This is a genomic window from Qipengyuania flava, assembly GCF_011762005.1.
Classification (GTDB): domain Bacteria; phylum Pseudomonadota; class Alphaproteobacteria; order Sphingomonadales; family Sphingomonadaceae; genus Qipengyuania; species Qipengyuania flava.
Window position 1 is genome coordinate 57,731 of the sequence record NZ_JAASQU010000001.1, and the last position, 18,754, is coordinate 76,484.

At 66.8% G+C, this 18,754-nt stretch carries 16 protein-coding genes; 7 read left to right on the forward strand and 9 right to left on the reverse strand.

Translation table 11 applies throughout. The features are described 5' to 3' along the window. Positions 1-59 precede the first annotated feature (59 nt). The 3 genes from FHS69_RS00310 to murI all read right to left on the reverse strand — a co-directional run bounded on the left by FHS69_RS00310 (position 60) and on the right by murI (position 3,457). Entirely contained in the window at positions 60-1,265 is a 1,206-nt protein-coding gene (locus FHS69_RS00310; protein WP_166775678.1) for a cell wall hydrolase, read from the reverse strand. Between the two features lie 70 nt (positions 1,266-1,335). Then, positions 1,336-2,556, reverse strand: coding sequence for a 5-aminolevulinate synthase (gene hemA, locus FHS69_RS00315; RefSeq protein WP_067464271.1), 1,221 nt, complete (start codon positions 2,554-2,556; stop codon positions 1,336-1,338). 106 nt (positions 2,557-2,662) lie between these two features. Then, positions 2,663-3,457, reverse strand: a complete 795-nt coding sequence (gene murI / locus FHS69_RS00320) for a glutamate racemase (RefSeq protein ID WP_166775680.1) — start codon at positions 3,455-3,457, stop codon at positions 2,663-2,665. Positions 3,458-3,577: 120 nt separating this feature from the next. On the opposite strand from murI, the gene plsY reads away from it, so the two are divergent. The 5 genes from plsY to FHS69_RS00345 all read left to right on the forward strand — a co-directional run bounded on the left by plsY (position 3,578) and on the right by FHS69_RS00345 (position 9,120). Then, positions 3,578-4,195, forward strand: coding sequence for a glycerol-3-phosphate 1-O-acyltransferase PlsY (gene plsY / locus FHS69_RS00325; RefSeq protein WP_130586854.1), 618 nt, complete (start codon positions 3,578-3,580; stop codon positions 4,193-4,195). Next, positions 4,192-5,301, forward strand: coding sequence for a DNA-processing protein DprA (gene dprA / locus FHS69_RS00330; RefSeq protein ID WP_166775682.1), 1,110 nt, complete (start codon positions 4,192-4,194; stop codon positions 5,299-5,301). Before plsY ends, dprA begins: the two co-directional genes overlap by 4 nt. 272 nt (positions 5,302-5,573) lie before the next feature. Further along, the gene (locus FHS69_RS00335) at positions 5,574-6,275 is read left to right on the forward strand and encodes a hypothetical protein (RefSeq protein WP_166775684.1); all 702 of its coding nucleotides are present in this window, start codon (positions 5,574-5,576) and stop codon (positions 6,273-6,275) included. 71 nt (positions 6,276-6,346) lie between these two features. Further along, positions 6,347-8,938: a type I DNA topoisomerase gene (gene topA, locus FHS69_RS00340; protein WP_166775686.1), complete on the forward strand. Its 2,592-nt coding sequence runs from the start codon at positions 6,347-6,349 to the stop codon at positions 8,936-8,938. After that, the gene (locus FHS69_RS00345) at positions 8,938-9,120 is read left to right on the forward strand and encodes a hypothetical protein (RefSeq protein WP_166775688.1); all 183 of its coding nucleotides are present in this window, start codon (positions 8,938-8,940) and stop codon (positions 9,118-9,120) included. Before topA ends, FHS69_RS00345 begins: the two co-directional genes overlap by 1 nt. A gap of 12 nt (positions 9,121-9,132) precedes the next feature. Here FHS69_RS00345 and FHS69_RS00350 read toward each other — a convergent pair whose 3' ends face one another. The 4 genes from FHS69_RS00350 to lepB all read right to left on the reverse strand — a co-directional run bounded on the left by FHS69_RS00350 (position 9,133) and on the right by lepB (position 12,953). Next, on the reverse strand, positions 9,133-10,386 hold the full coding sequence (locus tag FHS69_RS00350; RefSeq protein WP_166775690.1) for an MgtC/SapB family protein: 1,254 nt from the start codon (positions 10,384-10,386) through the stop codon (positions 9,133-9,135). An 18-nt stretch (positions 10,387-10,404) separates the two neighbouring features. Further along, entirely contained in the window at positions 10,405-11,319 is a 915-nt protein-coding gene (gene era, locus FHS69_RS00355; protein WP_166775692.1) for a GTPase Era, read from the reverse strand. 66 nt (positions 11,320-11,385) lie between these two features. Beyond that, complete coding sequence (gene rnc / locus FHS69_RS00360; protein WP_067464286.1) at positions 11,386-12,057, reverse strand: ribonuclease III; 672 nt, start codon at positions 12,055-12,057, stop codon at positions 11,386-11,388. Next, positions 12,054-12,953, reverse strand: a complete 900-nt coding sequence (gene lepB / locus FHS69_RS00365) for a signal peptidase I (protein WP_166775694.1) — start codon at positions 12,951-12,953, stop codon at positions 12,054-12,056. The genes rnc and lepB overlap by 4 nt, the downstream gene beginning before the upstream one ends. 69 nt (positions 12,954-13,022) lie before the next feature. Here lepB and pgi point away from each other — a divergent pair, with 69 nt between their 5' ends. Further along, positions 13,023-14,585 carry a glucose-6-phosphate isomerase gene (gene pgi, locus FHS69_RS00370; RefSeq protein ID WP_166775696.1) on the forward strand — a complete coding sequence of 521 codons (1,563 nt, stop codon included), beginning with the start codon at positions 13,023-13,025 and terminating at the stop codon, positions 14,583-14,585. A 6-nt stretch (positions 14,586-14,591) separates the two neighbouring features. Here the strand turns inward: pgi and FHS69_RS00375 are convergent, their stop codons facing one another. Continuing rightward, on the reverse strand, positions 14,592-15,833 hold the full coding sequence (locus FHS69_RS00375; protein ID WP_166775697.1) for an NRAMP family divalent metal transporter: 1,242 nt from the start codon (positions 15,831-15,833) through the stop codon (positions 14,592-14,594). Between the two features lie 300 nt (positions 15,834-16,133). Between FHS69_RS00375 and FHS69_RS00380 the strand changes: the two genes are divergently transcribed. Continuing rightward, positions 16,134-17,543 (forward strand): DEAD/DEAH box helicase, encoded by a 1,410-nt coding sequence (locus FHS69_RS00380; RefSeq protein WP_166775700.1) that lies wholly within the window; start codon positions 16,134-16,136, stop codon positions 17,541-17,543. 8 nt (positions 17,544-17,551) lie between these two features. On the opposite strand, the gene FHS69_RS00385 is transcribed toward FHS69_RS00380, so the two are convergent. Further along, positions 17,552-18,643 (reverse strand): mechanosensitive ion channel family protein, encoded by a 1,092-nt coding sequence (locus FHS69_RS00385; RefSeq protein WP_082892280.1) that lies wholly within the window; start codon positions 18,641-18,643, stop codon positions 17,552-17,554. Between the last annotated feature and the right edge of the window lie 111 nt (positions 18,644-18,754).

An 18,754-nucleotide genomic window follows, 5' to 3' on the forward strand; every position in this document is an offset into this window, starting at 1 on the left:
ACTCTCTCCCTTGGTGTTCGCTGCAGACCTAGCGCGGCTGCAGGCACGCGCCAAATCCCCTACGGCCTAGCGGGCAGGCAGGTTCCGCTCGGCGGCGAGGGAAACAGCCGGCAATCGAAGAACACCGCTTCGCCGCCATTGGCATTAGACGCGACGAAGCTGAAGCGCAGGCTGCGACGTGCGGCCTTGGACAGCGGCAGTTGCGCCGGGATCTGCTCCGCCTCGCTCCACCCCTGTACGCGGCAATAGCCGCCACCGGAGCACAGGCTGCGCGCGCGCTCGATCAACGCTGCGGGCGAATCGCTCGGCGCGACGAGCACGAAATGCACTCCCGCGCCCGCGCCCGCGACGGGCTGCCCGGGGGATGCAGCCGCGCGCGGCGACTTGTCCGCGGCGCGCGCCACGCTGTCGCGGGTAATGCTGCGCACGGCTTCGCCGCTTTCGAGCAGCCCTGGCAACGGATTGGCAGCGGCTGTGACCAGCGCGGTCTCGCGCAGCCGCAGCGGGTCGGGCTCGCCCCCGGCATAGCGCGCGGAAAGCGCGCTCCGGCTGCCCCAGAACCCCCGCCAGCGGAAGAAGATATGCGGGCCGACCTGCGCCACCTTGTCGAGCTGGTCGCTCCACCACGGATAGACGTAATCGGCGTGGAAATGCGTGGCATTGCCGACCGGGGCATGCGTCGCGCCGCCGAGCATTTGCTCTGCCCGGTCGCGCGCGGCACGCCAGGCGGCATCCGGATAGCGCCGCGCGAGCGAGCCGTCGCAGGTAAAGCTGAACTGGCAACCGGTGGGCCGCTGCGCGCCTTCGAACACCACGCCGCAGACCGTCCTGGCAAAGGCAGGATGGCGCACGCGGTTGAGGATGACCTGCATCACCGCGCGCTGGTCGCCATCGCCGCCGCCCGCCTCGGCCATTCCCGCGAGCGCAAGGCAGTCACGCGCGCGCAGCCGGTCTGCCGCACCCCCGTCGAAACGGAAGGGGCTGGGCGTGCCCGGACCGACCACGGCAAATTCGACCGCGGCATTGCGTGCCCGCGCATCGGTCGCGGTAAGTTCGGACAACACCACCGTATCTTCGGGCGAAGCGGGGAGATCGGGCATCGGTTCGGCCGTTTCGACGGGCGCGACCGAGGCAGGAGACGCGGCGGGGCCGGGCAGCGTGCCCGCGAGCGCCAGCAATGCGATCGGCAACAGCACCAGCGCCGCGAATGCCGCCAGCGGGCCGCGGTCGTCATGCGGGGGCAGGGCGGGGGCTGCGCGATCCATTCCGGCTATCTAGGCGCATTTTGCGCATGCGCCAGCGGCAACGCGCCAACCGCCGCATCGAGCGGGAGCGTCAGGCCGCCTTGGCCAGTTCCATGTCCATCCGGTCCCAGATCTCGACCAGCGCCGCGACGAGGTCGTCCATCATCTCGGCCGTGTGTGCGGGGCCGGGGGTGAAGCGCAGCCGTTCGGTGCCGCGCGGGACGGTGGGGAAGTTGATCGGCTGCACATAGACGCCGTATTCGGCGAGCAGGATGTCGCTGATCTTCTTGGCGTGGACCGGGTCGCCGACCATCAGTGGGACGATGTGGGTGACGCTGTCCATCACCGGCAGGCCGGCATCGCGCATCTTGGTCTTGAGCAGTTCGGCGGCGGCCTGCTGGCCTTCGCGCTCGACGCTGCTTTCCTTCAGATGCCGTACCGAGGCAAGCACGCCCGCCACCAGCGCGGGGCTGAGCGAGGTGGTGAAGATGAAGCCCGGGGCATAGGAGCGGATGCAGTCGATGATCTTCTTGTCGGCTGCGACATAGCCGCCCATCACGCCAAAGGCCTTGCCCAGCGTGCCTTCGATGATGTCGATCCGGTGCGCAGCCTCGTCGCGCTCGGAAATGCCGCCGCCGCGCTTTCCGTACATGCCCACCGCGTGGACCTCGTCGATATAGGTCAGCGCGTTGTATTTTTCCGCGAGGTCGCAGATCGCGTGGATCGGGGCGACGTCGCCATCCATCGAATAGACGCTCTCGAAGGCGATAAGCTTTGGCGTATCGGCATCTTCGGCTGCCAGCAGTTCCTCGAGGTGTTCGAGGTCGTTGTGCCGGAAGACGCGCTTCTCGCAGCCCGAGTTGCGGATGCCCGCGATCATGCTCGCATGGTTGAGTTCGTCGGAGAAGATCACACAGCCGGGCAGCAGCTTGGCCACGGTCGACAGCGTCGCATCGTTCGAGACATAACCGCTGGTGAACAGCAGCGCGGCATCCTTGCCGTGCAGGTCCGACAGCTCAGCCTCGAGCTGGACGTGGTAGTGCGTGTTGCCGCCGATGTTGCGCGTGCCGCCCGAACCTGCGCCGACATCGTGCAGCGCTTCTTCCATGGCCGAGATAACCTTGGGGTGCTGGCCCATCGCCAGATAGTCGTTCGAACACCATACGGTCACCGGCTTGGGGCCGTTGTGGCCCGCAAAGCAACGTGCGTTGGGGAAGGCGCCCTTGTTGCGCAGGATATCGATGAAGACGCGATACCGCCCTTCCTCGTGCAGCCGGGCAATCGCTTCGTCGAAGATCTGGTCGTAATTCACTGGCGTATTCGCCTGTCTCTGCGCCGCGCATACGCGGCCAACTCTGCGGTCGCCCTAGTCGAATACGTTGCAAATCGCTACCGCGATCTTTGCGAGCGGTTCGCAGCTAAAAGGCGCGCAAATCCGCAATGCCGTACTCGGCGAAGGCAGGGGCGAGCCGCTCGAAATCGGCCAGCTCGCCGGTCGCCACGGCGAAGTCGGGGGTGCTGCGCGCGAAGTCCTGCCCCTCGGTCAGCGACGCGATCCGCCGCGCGATCCCGTCGGCGCCGTGGACGAAGCGCACGCCGCTGCCGAAAGCCTCGCGCAATTCGGGTTCGAGCAGGGGAAAGTGGGTGCAGGCGAGAATCACCGTATCGAGCCGCTCGCCGTCCTCCTGCAGCACCAGTCCCGACGCGGCGCGCGCGACGTCGTCGACATCGACCGCCTCGCCGCGCAGCTTCGCCTCGCCCAGCGCCACGAGATTGTTCGCGCCGTAGCGAAGCAGCGTGCAATCGGCCGCGAACTTGCGCTCGAGATCGTCGACATAGCGCTGGCGCACTGTTGCCTCGGTGCCGAGCAGCCCGATCACGCCGGTTTCGGTCATCGCCGCGGCGGGCTTGATCGCGGGGACCGTGCCGACGATGGGGGTTTCGAGCACGTCGCGCACCATGCCCAGCGCGATCGTGCTGGCAGTGTTGCAGGCGATGCAGATCAACCGTGGATCATAGCGTTCGGCGATCCGCCCGAGCAACCCGGCGACCCGCGCAGCGACTTCTGCCTCGCTCTTCGCGCCATAGGGCAAACCCGCCATGTCGGCGGCATAGATCACCGGTGCCTGCGGCAGCAGCTTGCGCATCGCGCCCAGCACGGTCAGCCCGCCCACGCCGCTGTCGAACAGCACGATCGGCGAATCTGCGGCCACTTGGTCCAATTCCGTACGTCCTGTGCTTGTCGAAGGGCGGGGTTTCACATTAGGGCGGTAGAAGAAAATACCGGGTGCCGACAAGCGGGACCCGACGGTTTCTGATTTGCGGAGTACGACGTGCCGACCGAACCCACTTCCATCCCGCTCTGGGCGGCGCTGCTCGGCTATCTGATCGGCTCGATCCCCTTCGGGCTGCTGCTCACCCGCGCGGCGGGGATGGGCGATGTGCGCAAGATCGGCAGCGGCAACATCGGCGCGACCAATGTGCTGCGCACCGGCAACAAGGGGCTGGCCGCGGGCACGCTACTGCTCGACCTGCTCAAGGGGCTCGCACCGGTGCTCATCGCGGAACGCCTGGGCGGCGAAGTGGCGGCCGCCTTTGCCGCAGGCGCGGCGGTGCTGGGGCACTGTTTTCCCGTCTGGCTCGGCTTCAAGGGCGGCAAGGGCGTCGCCACCAATGCCGGCGTGGCCTTCGGGCTCGCTTGGCCGGTGGGGCTGGCCTATGCCTTCGTCTGGCTCAGCGTGCTGGCGATCTTCCGTATCTCCTCGCTCGCGGGGATGGCCGCGGTGGTCGCCGCCGCCGCCGCCGCGCCGCTGTTCGGCTATCCGCAGTTCTTTCCCGTGCTTGCGGCGATCGCCCTGCTGATCATCTACCTGCATCGTGCCAATATCGCGCGGCTGGCGAAGGGCGAGGAACCCCGCGTCGGTGGCAGCAAGGACGGTGCTGGGGGATGACCGGCGCGGCGACCTCGGCCCTTTCGCAGGACGAGGCTTTCGCCCGCATCCGGCTGCTGCGTTCGCCCAATATCGGGCCCGTCAGCTATGCCCTGTTGCTGCAGCGCTTCGAGACCGCCGCCGCCGCGCTGGAGGCTCTGCCCGATCTCGGGAAACGCGGCGGGCGCAGCTATCGCGCCGCTGCGTCGGACGCGATCGAGCGTGAAGTCGAATCGGTGCGTGCAGCCGGGGCGCGGTATCTGTTCCACGACCAGCCCGGCTATCCCGCATTGCTCGCGCAGGCGCCGGGGGCGCCGCCGATCCTGACGCTGCGCGGCGATGTGGCACTGGCGGCAAGGCCCTGTGTCGCCATGGTCGGCGCGCGCAATGCCAGCGCAGCGGCGGTCAAGCTGGCGCGCGACTTCGCCGCGGCGCTCGCGGAAGCGGGCTTCGCGGTGGTTTCGGGCCTGGCGCGCGGAATCGATGGTGCGGCGCATGAGGGCGCGCTGCCGCACACGATCGGCGTCATCGCGAGCGGGATCGATATCGCCTATCCGCCGCAGCATGCCGATCTGCAGGAACGGATCGCCAGCGAGGGGCTGCTGCTCGCCGAACAACCACCCGGCACCGAACCGCGCGGCAGCCATTTCCCCAGCCGCAACCGCATTATCGCCGGGCTGGCGGCGGGGACGCTGGTCGTCGAGGCGGCGGTGCGTTCGGGCAGCCTCATTACCGCCCGGCTGGCGGGAGAAGCGGGGCGCGAGGTCATGGCGATCCCGGGCAGCCCGCTCGAGCCGCGCAGCCATGGCTGCAATCATTTGATCCGCGAAGGCGCGGTGCTGGTCCAGTCACCCGAGGAAGTTATCGAACTGCTCACCGGTTTCGACGGCGCGCCGCGTTCGACCTTTCGCGAGTGTGGACAGGAGTTCGCGCCGCCCATGCCCGAAGAGCTTGTCCATGCCGAACCGGCAGCGATCGCCGACCGGCTGACCAGCGTGCCGGTGGCGGTGGACGAACTGATCCGGCAATCGGGCGAAAGTGCGGCGGGGGTCCAGTTGGCCTTGCTCGAACTCGAGATCGCGGGGCGGCTCGAACGTCACGCCGGCGGTCGTGTATCGCTGCGCTGATCCGCGGCTACGCGCAAATACGCTCTGGATGAATGCGTAAACCGGCGATTTTGGCGCGTTCCTGCAAGCGTCGATGTCGTTTTTGTCATACAACCATGTTCCGGCACCGATTCGCGTCGCCGGACTTCGCACGTCTGTTTCCAGACAGCGGGCCCCCCACGGAGCTCGCGACGGGCCGCCTCCGTACCTCCTTACGGGCGGCCCGTTCTGCGTTTGGCGCTTGCTCTTGCCGCCGGGCGCTTTTACCCGCGCCCTCGCTAACAGGGGGCAAGATGGAACCGAGAACGGCAGATTTTCGCACGATTGCTCGGGAAATCCTGCGACTGGCGCGCCTGCTGCCGGTGCCGCTGACGCTGTATGTCCTGTGCGCAGCCACGGCCTATTCCTTCGTCGACTGGACGTTCGGCGATGTCTTCACCTGGTTCGAAACGCTGGTCCTGCTGGCAGACGGTTACCTCGTCTACGTGCTGACTTTCCTGCTGATGGCGGAAGCCGGGCTGTTCGCGGATGGCAAGCGCGGCGGGTTCCTCGCCTTTCTGCTTGTCTCCATCGTGTCGGGCATGCTGATCGTTCTCGGCACGCTGGCGCTGATCATCCCGGGATTGATTCTGTTCGCACGCTGGAGCCCCGCCGTGTGCGACGTGCTGGTGCGCAATGAAGGCGTCACCGATGCGTTGGGGCGGAGCTGGGACGCCACCAGCGCTTCCATGACCGCGCTGCTGCCGCACGCGGTCCTCGCCATGTGCGGCTATGCTGCGGTCTCGCTTCTCGAACTGCTCCCCGACCGCGTGCTCGGCATCGCGCCCTTGGGGTTCGTCTTCATCGCAAATGTCGTCGGCGCGATGTCCGTTGCGTGGGGCGTGTTGCTCAGCGTCGCGACCTACCGCTTGCTGATGACGCCCTTGCCGGACCACGCATCCGGCGATGACGCCGGTTACGCCCCGGCGAACGGGGCCGGGCAATCTCCCGCTTGACGGAGCTCTCGCCCGATCCCCATTTTCGCGCGTATACGCACGTACACACGTAAGGGACTGCCCACACCACCATGCAACTGGTCATCGTCGAATCGCCCGCCAAGGCGAAAACCATCGAGAAATACCTCGGCAAGGACTTCAAGGTTCTCGCCAGCTACGGTCACGTCCGCGACCTGCCGCCCAAGGATGGCAGCGTCCGCCCGGACGAGGGCTTCGCGATGGACTGGGAACTCTATCGCGACAAGCTGAAGCGCTTCAAGGAAATCAGCGACGCGGCCAAGGGCGCCGACCGGCTGGTCCTCGCGACCGACCCCGACCGCGAGGGCGAAGCGATTTCGTGGCACGTGCTCGAACTGCTGAAGAAGCGCAAGACGCTGCCCGACAGCGTCGACCGCGTGACTTTCAACGCGATCACCAAGCAGGCGGTGACCGAGGCGATGAAGGCCCCGCGCGAGCTCGACCAGCCGCTGATCGATGCCTATCTCGCGCGCCGCGCGCTCGACTATCTCTATGGCTTCACGCTTTCGCCGGTGCTGTGGCGGCGGCTTCCCGGTGCGAAGAGCGCGGGACGCGTGCAATCGGTCGCCTTGCGGCTGATCGTCGACCGCGAGATTGAGATCGAGCGCTTCCGTGCCGATGAATACTGGTCGGTCATCGCCAAGCTGCAGCAGGACGGCAGCGAATTCGATGCGCGGCTGGTCAAGTACCAGGGCAAGAAGCTCGAGAAGCTGACGCTGGGCGATGAAGGCAGCGCCAAGGCGGCCAAGGCAGCGGTCGAAGCGGCCAATTTCACGATCGAGGAGATCGAGACCAAGCCGTTCAAGCGCAATCCCGCACCCCCGTTCACCACTTCGACGCTGCAGCAGGAAGCCGCGCGCAAGCTGGGCTTCTCCGCCAGCCACACGATGCGGCTGGCGCAGTCGCTCTACGAAGCGGGCGCGATCACCTACATGCGTACCGACGGCGTGCAGATGGATGGCAGCGCGATCTCGGAATGCCGCAAGGCGGTGTCCGATCGCTATGGTGGCCACGCGCTGCCCGAAAAGCCGCGCATCTACCAGTCGAAGGCCAAAAACGCACAGGAAGCGCACGAAGCGATCCGCCCGACCGATTTTGCGCGCGACCGCGTTGCCTCGGGTGACGAGGGCAAGCTCTACGATCTGGTGTACAAGCGCGCGATGGCCAGCCAGATGGCGGCGGCGCAGCTCGAACGCACCACTGTCACGCTGCGCGATCCCACTGGCCAGCACGAATTGCGCGCCACCGGCCAAGTGGTGAAATATCCCGGCTTCCTCGCGGTCTACCAGGAAGGCCGCGACGATGCCGATGACGACGAGGACGGCCTGCTGCCCGCGATGAGCAAGGGCGACAGTCCGCTCAAGCGCGGGGTCGATGCCAACCAGCACTTCACCCAGCCACCGCCGCGCTTTTCCGAGGCGAGCCTGGTCAAGCGGCTCGAGGAACTCGGCATCGGCCGCCCCTCGACCTATGCCAGCACGATCCAGACGCTGCGCGACCGTGCCTATGTGCGGATGGAGAAGAACCGCTTCTTCGCCGAGGAAAGCGGGCGGCTGCTCACCGCCTTCCTCGAACGCTTCTTCCCGCAATATGTAGCTTTCGACTACACCGCCGGGCTCGAAGACGAGCTCGACACGGTCAGCGACGGGCGCGAGGACTGGAAAAAGCTGCTCGAGGCGTTCTGGCGCGATTTCAAACCCAAGACCGAAGAGGTGATGGACAAGAAGCCTTCGGAAGTGACCGAGGTGCTCGACGAATTCCTGTCCGACTACCTGTTCCCCGAACGCGCCGACGGCAAGGACCCGCGCCATTGTCCGCTGTGCGAGAGCGAGGGGCGCGAAGGCGGCCGGCTGGCGCTGCGTGGCGGCCGCTACGGCGCGTTCGTTGCCTGCGCCAATTACCCCGACTGCAAGTTCACCCGCCAGTTCGCCAAGCCCGGCGGCGAGGGCGACGACGGCGCCGATGACGGGGTGATGGGCGAGGATCCCGAAACCGGCCTGCCGGTCGAACGCAAGAGCGGGCGGTTCGGCCCCTATGTCCAGCTGGGCGAGGGCAAGGAAGCCAAGCGCGCGAGCATCCCCAAGGACCTCGCCGATTTCGATCTCGAATGGGCCCTGAAGCTGCTCGGCCTGCCGCGCATCGTCGGCCAGCATCCTGAGACCGGAAAGGATATCGAAGCTGCGATAGGACGTTATGGCCCGTACCTGCGGCATGATGGCAAATACGCGAAGCTGCAGAGCACGCGCGATGTGTTCGATACCGGCATGAACGCAGCGGTCTCGCTGCTCGCCGAAGCTGCCAATCGCAAGGGCGGCGGGCGCGGCAAGGCCGAACCGATCAAGACGCTTGGTGAACACCCCACCAGCGGCGGCGAGATGAAGGTGATGCCGGGCCGCTATGGCCCCTATGTCACCGACGGCACCACCAATGCGACGATCCCCAAGGACATGAAGCCCGAGGACGTCACTGAAGCGCAGGCGATCGAACTGATCGACGCGCGCGCGGCCAAGGGCCCGGCGAAAAAGAAGAAGGCCGCGCCCAAGAAGAAGGCGGCGGCGAAGAAGAAACCCGCCGCCAAGAAGGCCCCCGCGAAAAAGAAGGCCCCGGCCAAGAAGGCAGCTGCCAAGAAAGCTGAGGCCGGCTGATGGCGAAGGAACGCTTCGAACGCCACAAGCAGCCGTGGAAGTCCGACGAAGCGGGGCAATTGCGGCTGCTCGCAGGCAAGGGCAAGGGCCTCAAGGAAATCGCCAAGGCCATCGGCCGCAGCGAGGAATCAACCAAGGACTTCGCCAAGAAGAACAAGATCGAGATCGCGAAGAAGCGGTAGCGCCAGCTCCGCTCAAAGCCGCACATACCCCGCGATCAGGCTCGCGGCGAGCACCACCATGCTTGCGCCCAGCGCCAGCGCGGCGGGGCGCGCCTCGCGCCCGCCGTAAACGAGCGTGACGCCCAGCTTCACGCTCATATTGGCGAGGATCGTCCCTGCGATCGCCAGCGCGGCGAGATCGGGTGCGATGGTGCCGGGCTCGAGCCCGCCCGCGGTGACGATGGCGGCATCGACATCCATGCTGCCCATCAGCAGCAACAGGACTGCGATGCCCTGTTCTCCGAATTCGCCCTGCGCCCAGCGTGCGGCCACCGCGGCCACGGCCACGAAGGCGACGAAGGTGAGGGCGGGCAGCATGGCGATGGGGTTGCCCGGCGCAGCGGGGCCGGCCGTGCTGGGGGCCTTGAGATAGAGTCGGTAGCTGACCGTAAAACCGGCGACCAGCGCGGGCGCGACGACGATCACGAAGGGCCGAAGCAGGCTCGTCGCCAGCACTGCGACCAGGATGATCACCCGCAGATACATCACCGCGCTGGCCAGCGCGATGCCGGCATTCTCCGCCCCGTGCCCGGCGCCCGAACCGATCCGCTGGGCGAAGGAATGCGTCACCGCGGTGGAACTGTAGGCGCCGCCGATGACGGCGGTCGCAATGGTGCCGCGCCGCGCGCCGAACAGGCGGTTGGCGACATAGCCGGCGAAGGAAAAGCCGGTGACGATGATCACCACCAGCCACAGCGTACGCGGCTCCCACGCGTCGTAGGGGCCGAAACGCCCCTCGGGCAGGAAGGGGAACACCGCCAGCGCGATCACCGCATAGCGCGTGAAGGCCTTGATATCGTCCTCGTCGAGCGCGCCAACCCAGCGGTGGACCTCGGTGCGCAGCGCGAGGATCAGCGTGACCACCGCCGCGCCCGCAACTGCCAACGCTTCCTCGCCGATCCCGGCAAGAAACCCCAGCCCCAGCGTGACCATGGCGGCGACAGCGCTGGTCGCATCGGGCCGGCCGCTGTCGAGCACCGCGCGTGAATAGCCGATCGCGACGATGGCGGTGGCCGCTGCAAACAGGAGACCCGAGGCGGCTGCGAAGCCGAGGCCCGCGATAATTCCCGCGAGGCCTGCCGCGGCGCCCAGCAGGGTGAATGTGCGAATCCCCGCAACCCGCATGCCGGGGGTTTCGTCACGCAGCTTCCATCCCCGTTCGATCCCCACCAGCAGACCGGCTGCGAGCGCAGCAGCCAACTGGGGAAGGGAATCGATCGCGAACATCGGCAGGACGAAGATCTCCTAGCTTTTCCAGTCCAGTCCCATTTCCTCGAACATTTCCTTGTCCTCGCTCCAGCGTTCGTCGGTCTTCACATGGAGGAACAGGTGGACCTTCTGGCCGAGCAGTTCGCTCAGTTCCTCGCGTGCGGCCTTGCCGATTTCCTTGATCCGGCTGCCGCCCTTGCCGAGCACGATCGCACGCTGGTTGTCGCGCATCACTACGATCTGCTGGTGGATCTCGACGCTGCCGTCGGGCCGCTGGATGTATTTCTCGGGGCGCACCGCGCTGTCGTAGGGCAGTTCCTCATGAAGCTGGCGGTACAGCTGTTCACGCGTGATCTCGGTGGCGAGCAGGCGTTCGCTGGCGTCGGATACCTGGTCCTCGGGATACATCCACGGCCCCTCGGGCATGAGCGCGGCAAGCGCGTCCTTCATCTCGGGCACGCCGTCGCCGGTCAGTGCGGAGATGAAATAGACCTCGGTGAAATCGACCTTGTCGGTCAGCTCCTGCGCCAGCGCGAGCAGCGGTTCCTTCTTCGCCGCATCGACCTTGTTGAGCACCAGGATCTTGCGCTCGGGCCGGCTGGCGACCTGCTCGAGCAGCGGTTCGAGCTCGTGCCGCCGCTGCTTCACCGGATCGACCAGCAGCAGCACCGCGTCGGCGGCTTCCGCGCCCTCCCATGCCGCGCTGACCATCGCCCGGTCGAGCCGCCGCTTGGGCGCGAAAATGCCCGGCGTGTCGACCAGGATCATCTGCGTTTCCGCATCGTCGCCCGAATGCAGCGCAATGCCCATCATCCGCGTGCGGGTGGTCTGCGCCTTGGCGCTGGTGATTGCCACCTTCTGCCCGACCAGCTGGTTGACCAGCGTGCTCTTGCCCGCATTGGGGGCGCCGAGGACGGCGACGACGCCGCATTTCGTTTTCGTGTCAGTCATGTCGGTTCCATTCGTCCCGCCTGGGGCGGGGTGGGTGTGTGATACTCGCTCGCGGCCGGCGCCCGGTCACCCGTAGCGCTCCATGAACTCGCGCGCGGCTTCCTTCTCGGCTTCCTGCTTGCTGTTCGCGGTGGCCTGCGCCTCGCCCACCTTGTGCACCTTTACCCGGACGGTGAAGCGCGCGGCGTGATCGGGGCCCGAGCGGTCGATCAGTTCGTATTGCGGCGGGCGGCGCTGGTTGCCCGCGGCCCATTCCTGCAACGCGCTCTTGGGATGTTTCGACTTGCCCGCACCGCTTTCGAGCGCGGGCCGCCACAGCAACCGCACGAGATCGCGCGCGGTTTCGAAACCATTGTCGAGGAATTGCGCGCCGAGCAGCGCTTCCATCACGTCGCCGAGGATGTTGTCGCTGTCGCGCCCGCCATCGCTGCTGGCCTGCTTGGAAATGCGGATATGCGGCGCCAGCCCGATCCCGCGCGCCACCTGCGCGCACATCGCGCGGCTGACGATCGCGTTCAGCCGCTGCGCCAGCTTGCCTTCGGGTGCGTCGCTCTGCGCATAGAGCCAGTCGGCGATCGACAGGCCGAGCACGCGGTCACCGAGGAATTCGAGCCGCTCGTAATCCTGGCGTTCGCCCATGCTGCCATGCGTCAGCGCCGCGTGCCACAGCGCCTCGTCCTTGACGGTGAAGCCGGTTGCGTCGAGCCAGTCGCGCGCGTCGGAAGGCAATGCGGTCATAGGTCGCTGCCGATCCGGTCCCAGCGTGCGGCGGTGAACCAGGTCCATGGCAGCAGCCATTCGGCGCTGCCATCGGTCGACCACAGCACGCGGCTGGCGCGTCCGACCAGCAGGTCGGCATCGACCAGCCCGACGCCGCCGTCGCGCACCGCGGGGAAACGGCTGTCCAGCGAATTGTCGCGATTGTCGCCCATCACGAACAGCTTGCCTTCGGGGACCACCACCGGCGCGATGTTGTCGGGATCGATGCGCAAGGGTGCGCCGCTGGCATCGAGCGAAAGGCCACCATCGCCATCGGTCAGGAAACGCGCGCCGACCGCGCCGAAATCGATTGTCATGTAGCTTTCGCCCGAAGGCAGAGTCTCGCGGAACTGGCGATAGCGGCAAACCGTCCCGCCTTCGACCACCACGCCCCCATCGCTGCGGCAGGCGGTGTTCGGGCCCATTGCGATATCGGCGTGGCCCGCGTCCTCGCGCGCCAGCGCTGCGCCATTGAGCACGACCACACCGTCTTCCATCGCCACCGTGTCGCCCGGCAGGCCGATCACGCGCTTCACGTAATCCGCGCCCGTCACGGGGTGCTTGAAGATCACCACGTCGCCGCGTTCGGGCAGGCTGGCGAAGATGCGCCCTTCGAACAATGCGGGTTCGCCCGGCAGCGAGAGCTTCGAAAAGCCATAGGGCCATTTCGCCGCGACCAGGTAATCGCCATTGCGCAGGTTCGGCAGCATGCTCTCGCTGGGAATGGTGAAGGGCGAGAAAATGAAGCTGCGGAAGATCAGCACCGCGATCACCAGCTTGGCGACGAACCACAGGAAACTGCCGAGCGTTTCCTTCTTTTCGGGTTCCTCGGCGCTTGTCGCGGGCGAATTCGTATCCAGCGCGTGCTCTGTCATGCGGGGTTCTCAATCATCGTCGAGTTCCCTAGTCGCAGGAGCGCAGCCATCAAAGGATTTTTGCCCGTCATGACCACCGCAGCCGAGCTCTGGACCCGCCTCGACACCCTGCCGCGCCCGACGCTGGGCGAATTGTTCAGCGCCGTGCGCGATGGCGGCGAGGGCACCGACGAACCCGGCGGCGCCGAGCGCGTCGCCATGCTGTCTGGCCGGATCGAGCTGGGCGAGGGCGCGGAGGCGGGCGGGATCCTGTTCGACTGGTCGAAGACGCATCTCGACCGCGCGGTAATCGCCGGGTTCGAACAGCTGGCCGAGGCGATGGATTTCGCTGGCATGCGCGCAAAGCTGTTTGGCGGCGAGGTGGTCAACCCGACCGAAGGCCGCGCCGCAGACCACGCGACGCTGCGCGGCACGGGCGATGAAGCCAAGGTGGAAGAGGCGATGGCACTGATCGACCGCATGGGCATGCTGGTCGAAGCGATCCACCAGGGCGCGCTGGGCGAAGTCGAACACCTCATCCACATCGGCATCGGCGGCAGCGCGCTCGGCCCCGCGCTGGGTGTCGATGCGCTCAGCCGCGATCTCGCCTATTGCGATGTCCATGTCGTTTCCAACATCGACGGCGTCGCGCTGGAAGAGGCGTTCGCCAAATGCGATCCGGCCAAGACGCTGATCGCGGTGGCAAGCAAGACCTTCACCACCATCGAGACTATGACCAATGCCGAAAGCGCGCTCAAATGGCTGCGCGACAATGGCGTATCCGATCCCGGCGGGCGCGTGATCGCGCTGACCGCCAACCCCGAAGGCGCGGTCGAATGGGGCGTCGATGAAACGCGTATCCTGCCGTTCCAGGAAAGCGTGGGCGGGCGCTATTCGATCTGGTCCTCGATCGGTTTCCCGATCGCGATGGCGGTGGGGATGGACGATTTCCGCGCCATGCTCGCCGGGGCCAAGGCGGTGGACGAACATTTCCGCGACACCGACGGCGCGGCCAACCTCGTGCTGCGCGCGAGTTTCGCCGATCTCTATTACACCCGCGTGCGCGGCTGCCAGACGCGCGCCGTGTTCGCCTATGACGAACGGTTGGGGCTGTTCCCCGACTACCTCCAGCAGCTCGAGATGGAGAGCAACGGCAAGCGCGTCACTGCCGACATGCAACCCGTCGACGGCCCGACCGCGCCGATCACCTGGGGCGGGGTGGGCACCGATGCGCAGCATGCGGTGTTCCAGCTGCTCCACCAGGGCACGCATTTGATCCCGGTCGATTTCATCGCCAGCGTCGCGCCGGGCGACGAGCTCGACCCCGCGCACCATCGCATCCTGCTGATGAACTGCTTTGCGCAGGGCGCTGCGCTGATGGCAGGCAAGGCGGGCGAGGACCCCGCGCGCAACTACCCCGGCGACCGTCCCAGCGCGACGATCCTGTGCGACGATCTCGACGCCGCCGCGCTGGGCGCGCTGATCGCCTTCCACGAACACCGCGTCTTCGCCAGCGCGGTGCTGATGGGCATCAATCCCTTCGACCAGTTCGGCGTGGAGCTCGGCAAACAGATGGCCAAGGCAATCGAGCAGGGCGGCGAGGAATTCGACGCGAGTACGGAAGCGCTGCTGGCGACGGCTGGGTTGGGGTGAGCAGCCTCAAACCAGCACGAAATACATCACCGCCAACGCGCCCATCACGACCACGCCGGTGAGGCTCAGCGCCTTGATCGCGGCGCTGGGCCGCGCGTCTTCGGGCATCTCGCAGCGCGTCACCACGAGGTAGTTCAGCAGCGCCAGCAGCGGTGCGACCACGAAGGTCGCGCTGGTGACGAAATCGAGGAAGGTGGTGAAGGCGCGCATCGCGGTGAACAGCACCACGATCGACAGTCCGGCCATCGCCAGCGTGCTGAGAGCGTACTGCCTGCGCGTGCCGCTCTCCTGGTGCGCTCCGCGCAGCACCTGGATCGCCGCGGGCAGCGCGCGGGCATAGGCGTCGATCGCGGCGATCACCGTCGTCAGCATGACCGACAGCGCGGCCACGGCGGCGAGCGCGGCGGCACTCGGCCCGAGCGCCTCGCGGTAGAGGTCGACCAGCTGGCCCGCGAACCCCGGCGCGTCGGACAGCGGGGTGATAACCTGTGCATGCATCACGCCCGCGCCCATGATGCAGAAGCACAGCGCCATCAGCGTGGTCATGACATAGGGCCACAGGAAACTGCTCCGCGCCTCCGCAAGCGTGGGATGTGCCCCTTCGGGTAGGGTGCGGTCCGCCTCCACCTTCCACAGCGACAGTGCGACCGAGACATCGAGCGGGTTGGGCATGAAGCCCGCCAGCGCGACGATGAACAGCAGCGCGGTGGCCTGCCGCGTCCACCCGAAATCGGTCAGCGTGGCCCATTCGACGCGCGGCAGGACCATGACGGTGGCTGCCACCGTCGCGATGACGAGAAAGGCGAGCAGCACGCCGTTGACCCGGTCGAGCAGCCGGTACCCGCCCGCGAACAGCAGCGCGGCGGCGAGCGCGATCACCAGCGATGCCATGACCGGCAGCGGCAGCAGCGGCCCGAAGATCGCCGCGAAAATCCCCGCGGTCGCCGCGCCCAGCGCCGCATAGACGATTGGCACGAGCGGGATCACCGCGAGGAGGAACAGCCATACCGCCCAGCGGCCCAGTTCGCGATAGCCGGACAGCAGCGACCGCCCGCGCGCATGCGCGTAATCGACGCCGAAGCGGTAGGCGGGATATTTGAGCAGGGTCGACAGCACGATCACGCCCATCATCGCGACGCCGAACATCGCGCCCGCACGGGTGGACTGGACGAGGTGCGAGGTGCCGATCGCGGCGCCGGTGAAAATCAGCCCGGGACCCGCCAGGCGGCGCAGGATTGCGTTTCTCATCGTAGTTCCCCCAAGGCGCCCCCAGGCCAACGATGCTTCCGAAATTGCCCCGCGCGCAAGCGAAATGATCGTTCGCACTTGCGAAACAAATTGACTTTTGCGGGCAATGCGCCCATTTGCCGGGCCATCGAAGCGCGCTAGCCAGCGTGAAGCGGCGATGACGATACATCCATCGCCCCGGCCGCGCCTCGGTCCATTTTTCCAGACTTCCCTTTTCACGCGGGTGGTTACAACCTCCGCGACCGCGCCCGGAATCCGCCATGGATTGTCGTGCGCGCCGCATTACGAATGCGAGTTTTCATGACGCAATCCAACGACGATCTTCGTTTCGAAGACCTCGGGCTGTCGCAGCCCGTCCTCCAGGCCCTCGACCTCAAGGGCTACAACACTCCCACGCCGATCCAGGCGCAGGCGATCCCGCCCGTGCTCGAGGGGCGCGACCTGATGGGTATCGCGCAGACCGGCACCGGCAAGACCGCCGCCTTCATGCTGCCCAGCATCGACCGGCTGCGCGAAGCCGACAAGCAGACGCCGTTCAAGTCGTGCCGCATGCTGGTGCTTGCGCCGACACGCGAACTGGCCGGCCAGATCGCGCAGAACGCCAAGGATTACGGCGCGCTCGCCGGGCTCAAGGTGCACTCCATCGTCGGCGGCACCTCGGTCAACAAGGACCGCAACAAGCTGCATCGCGGCACCGATATCCTCGTCGCGACGCCGGGCCGCCTGCTCGACCTGATCGACCAGAAGGCCTTCACGCTCGACAAGGTCGAAGTGCTGGTGCTCGACGAGGCCGACCAGATGCTCGACCTCGGCTTCATCCACGCGTTGCGGCGGATCAGCCAACTGGTCCCCGAAGACCGCCAGACGTTGTTCTTCAGCGCCACCATGCCCAAGCAGATCCAGGAACTGGTCGGCAAATACTGCCGCAATCCGGTCAAGGTCTCGGTGACGCCCGAAAGCACCACTGCCGAACGGATCGACCAGTTCCTCTTCATGGTCCAGCAGGACGAGAAGCAGACGCTGCTCGAGATGATCCTGTCCGAACGCCACCCGGTGCCGGGCAAGTTCGAGCGCGTGCTGATCTTCGCGCGCACCAAGCATGGCTGCGACCGGATCGTGAAGAAGCTGTCGCAGAGCGGCATTCCTGCCAATGCGATCCACGGCAACAAGAGCCAGCCGCAGCGCGAACGCGCACTGGGCGAGTTCCGCAGCGCCAAGACGCCGATCCTCGTCGCGACCGATGTCGCCGCGCGCGGGATCGACATCCCGGGTGTCAGCCACGTGCTCAATTACGAGCTGCCCAACGTGCCCGAACAATATGTCCACCGCATCGGCCGCACCGCGCGCGCCGGGCGCGATGGCATCGCGATTGCCTTCTGTGCCGAGGACGAGCGCGATTACCTCAAGGACATCCGCAAGAAAACCGACGCGGAGTTCGAGCGACTGGCGCTGCCCGACAATTTCCGCGCAGTGGTCGAGGGCGTCGGCCCCACCAAGCGCGAACAGAAACCGCGCCTCGCACGGCCCAAGGTTCGTCCCGCGGGCGATGCCGCACGCAAACCGAAGCCCAAGCAGAAGCACACTGCGCGCAAGGGCAAGCCCGCAGGGGCAGGTTCGGGTGGTGCCGGCGCGGGTGCGGGTCGTCCCGGCGGCAATCGCACTCGTAGCCGCAACCGGCGGCGCAGCGGTGGCGGCGCGCCGCGCGGCTGATCCCTGACCTATGCGGGCCCTGCTCCGGCGGGGCCTGCATCCGCTTCCAGCAACCTTAGGCGAGCGAATGCTTCGGGCTGGTGATCCGCCAGCCATTCGAGCATGCCTTCGCGGATATCGCAGCGCAGGTCGAACAGCGTGGGCGAATCCTTTGCGCTCATCAGCAGCCGGACCTCGATCGCGTCGCGCGTGGTCTCGGTCACCTGCACCACCTGCACGCGGCGGTCCCAGCGCGGATTGTCGGCGATCTGGCGCTCGAACTCTGCGCGGATCGGCCCGATCCGGGTGGCTGGGTCGAGATAGAGCATGACCGAGCCGAGCAATTGCGCGGTCTTCTTGGTCCAGTTCTGGAACGCGCCTTCGAGGAATTGCGAGGTCGGCACGATCAGCCGCCGCTCGTCCCAGATCTTGACCACCACATAGGTCGTGCGGATGTCCTCGATTCGTCCCCATTCGCCTTCGATGATCACCACGTCGTCGATGTTGATCGGTTCGGTCAGCGCCATCTGCACGCCCGCGATCAGCGATTTGAGCGCGGGCTGCGCGGCGGCCCCCACTGCAAGGCCTGCAAGCCCCGCCGAGGCGACCAGCGTCACTCCGATGTCGCGCACGCCGGGGATCGACAGCAGCACCAGCCCCACGGTCACGAAGATGATGATGAAAGTGGCGATGCGGCTCAGCATGGTCAGCTTGGTGCGCTGCCGCCGCGCGGCGAGATTGTCCTCCACCGAGATATCCGCGCGCAGCTTCATCGCCTCGATTAGCGCCTGCAAAATCGCCAGCGCGATCCACCCGATCACTGCGGGCATGACGAAGCCGGCGACGCGCTCCCACACCGTCTCGAAAGCGGGGATCTCGCGCGCGGTCAGCACCAGCGCCAGCGCGACCAGTGCGAAGCGCGTGGGCATGGCGAGCCGCCGCACCAGCATTTCGTCGGCCTCGCTCCGCGTGCGGCCGACCACGCGCCGCAGCAGGCGGAACACCACATGGTGCAGCAGCAGCGCGGCCAGAGTGGCGATAACGGCCAGCGCCAGCAAGTTCCATGGATGTGGCAGGATCGCCGTCCCTTCGGCGGCGTAATCGGCAAGCGTATCGGTCATGCGGTCTCCCGTTGGATGGCTGCGGCAGGCACAGCATCCCCTCCCAGGGACTGCCGGATCAATGGGCCGACCCGCCGCGCGGTTCCCGCTTGCCCCTTGTGCCGCGCCGGG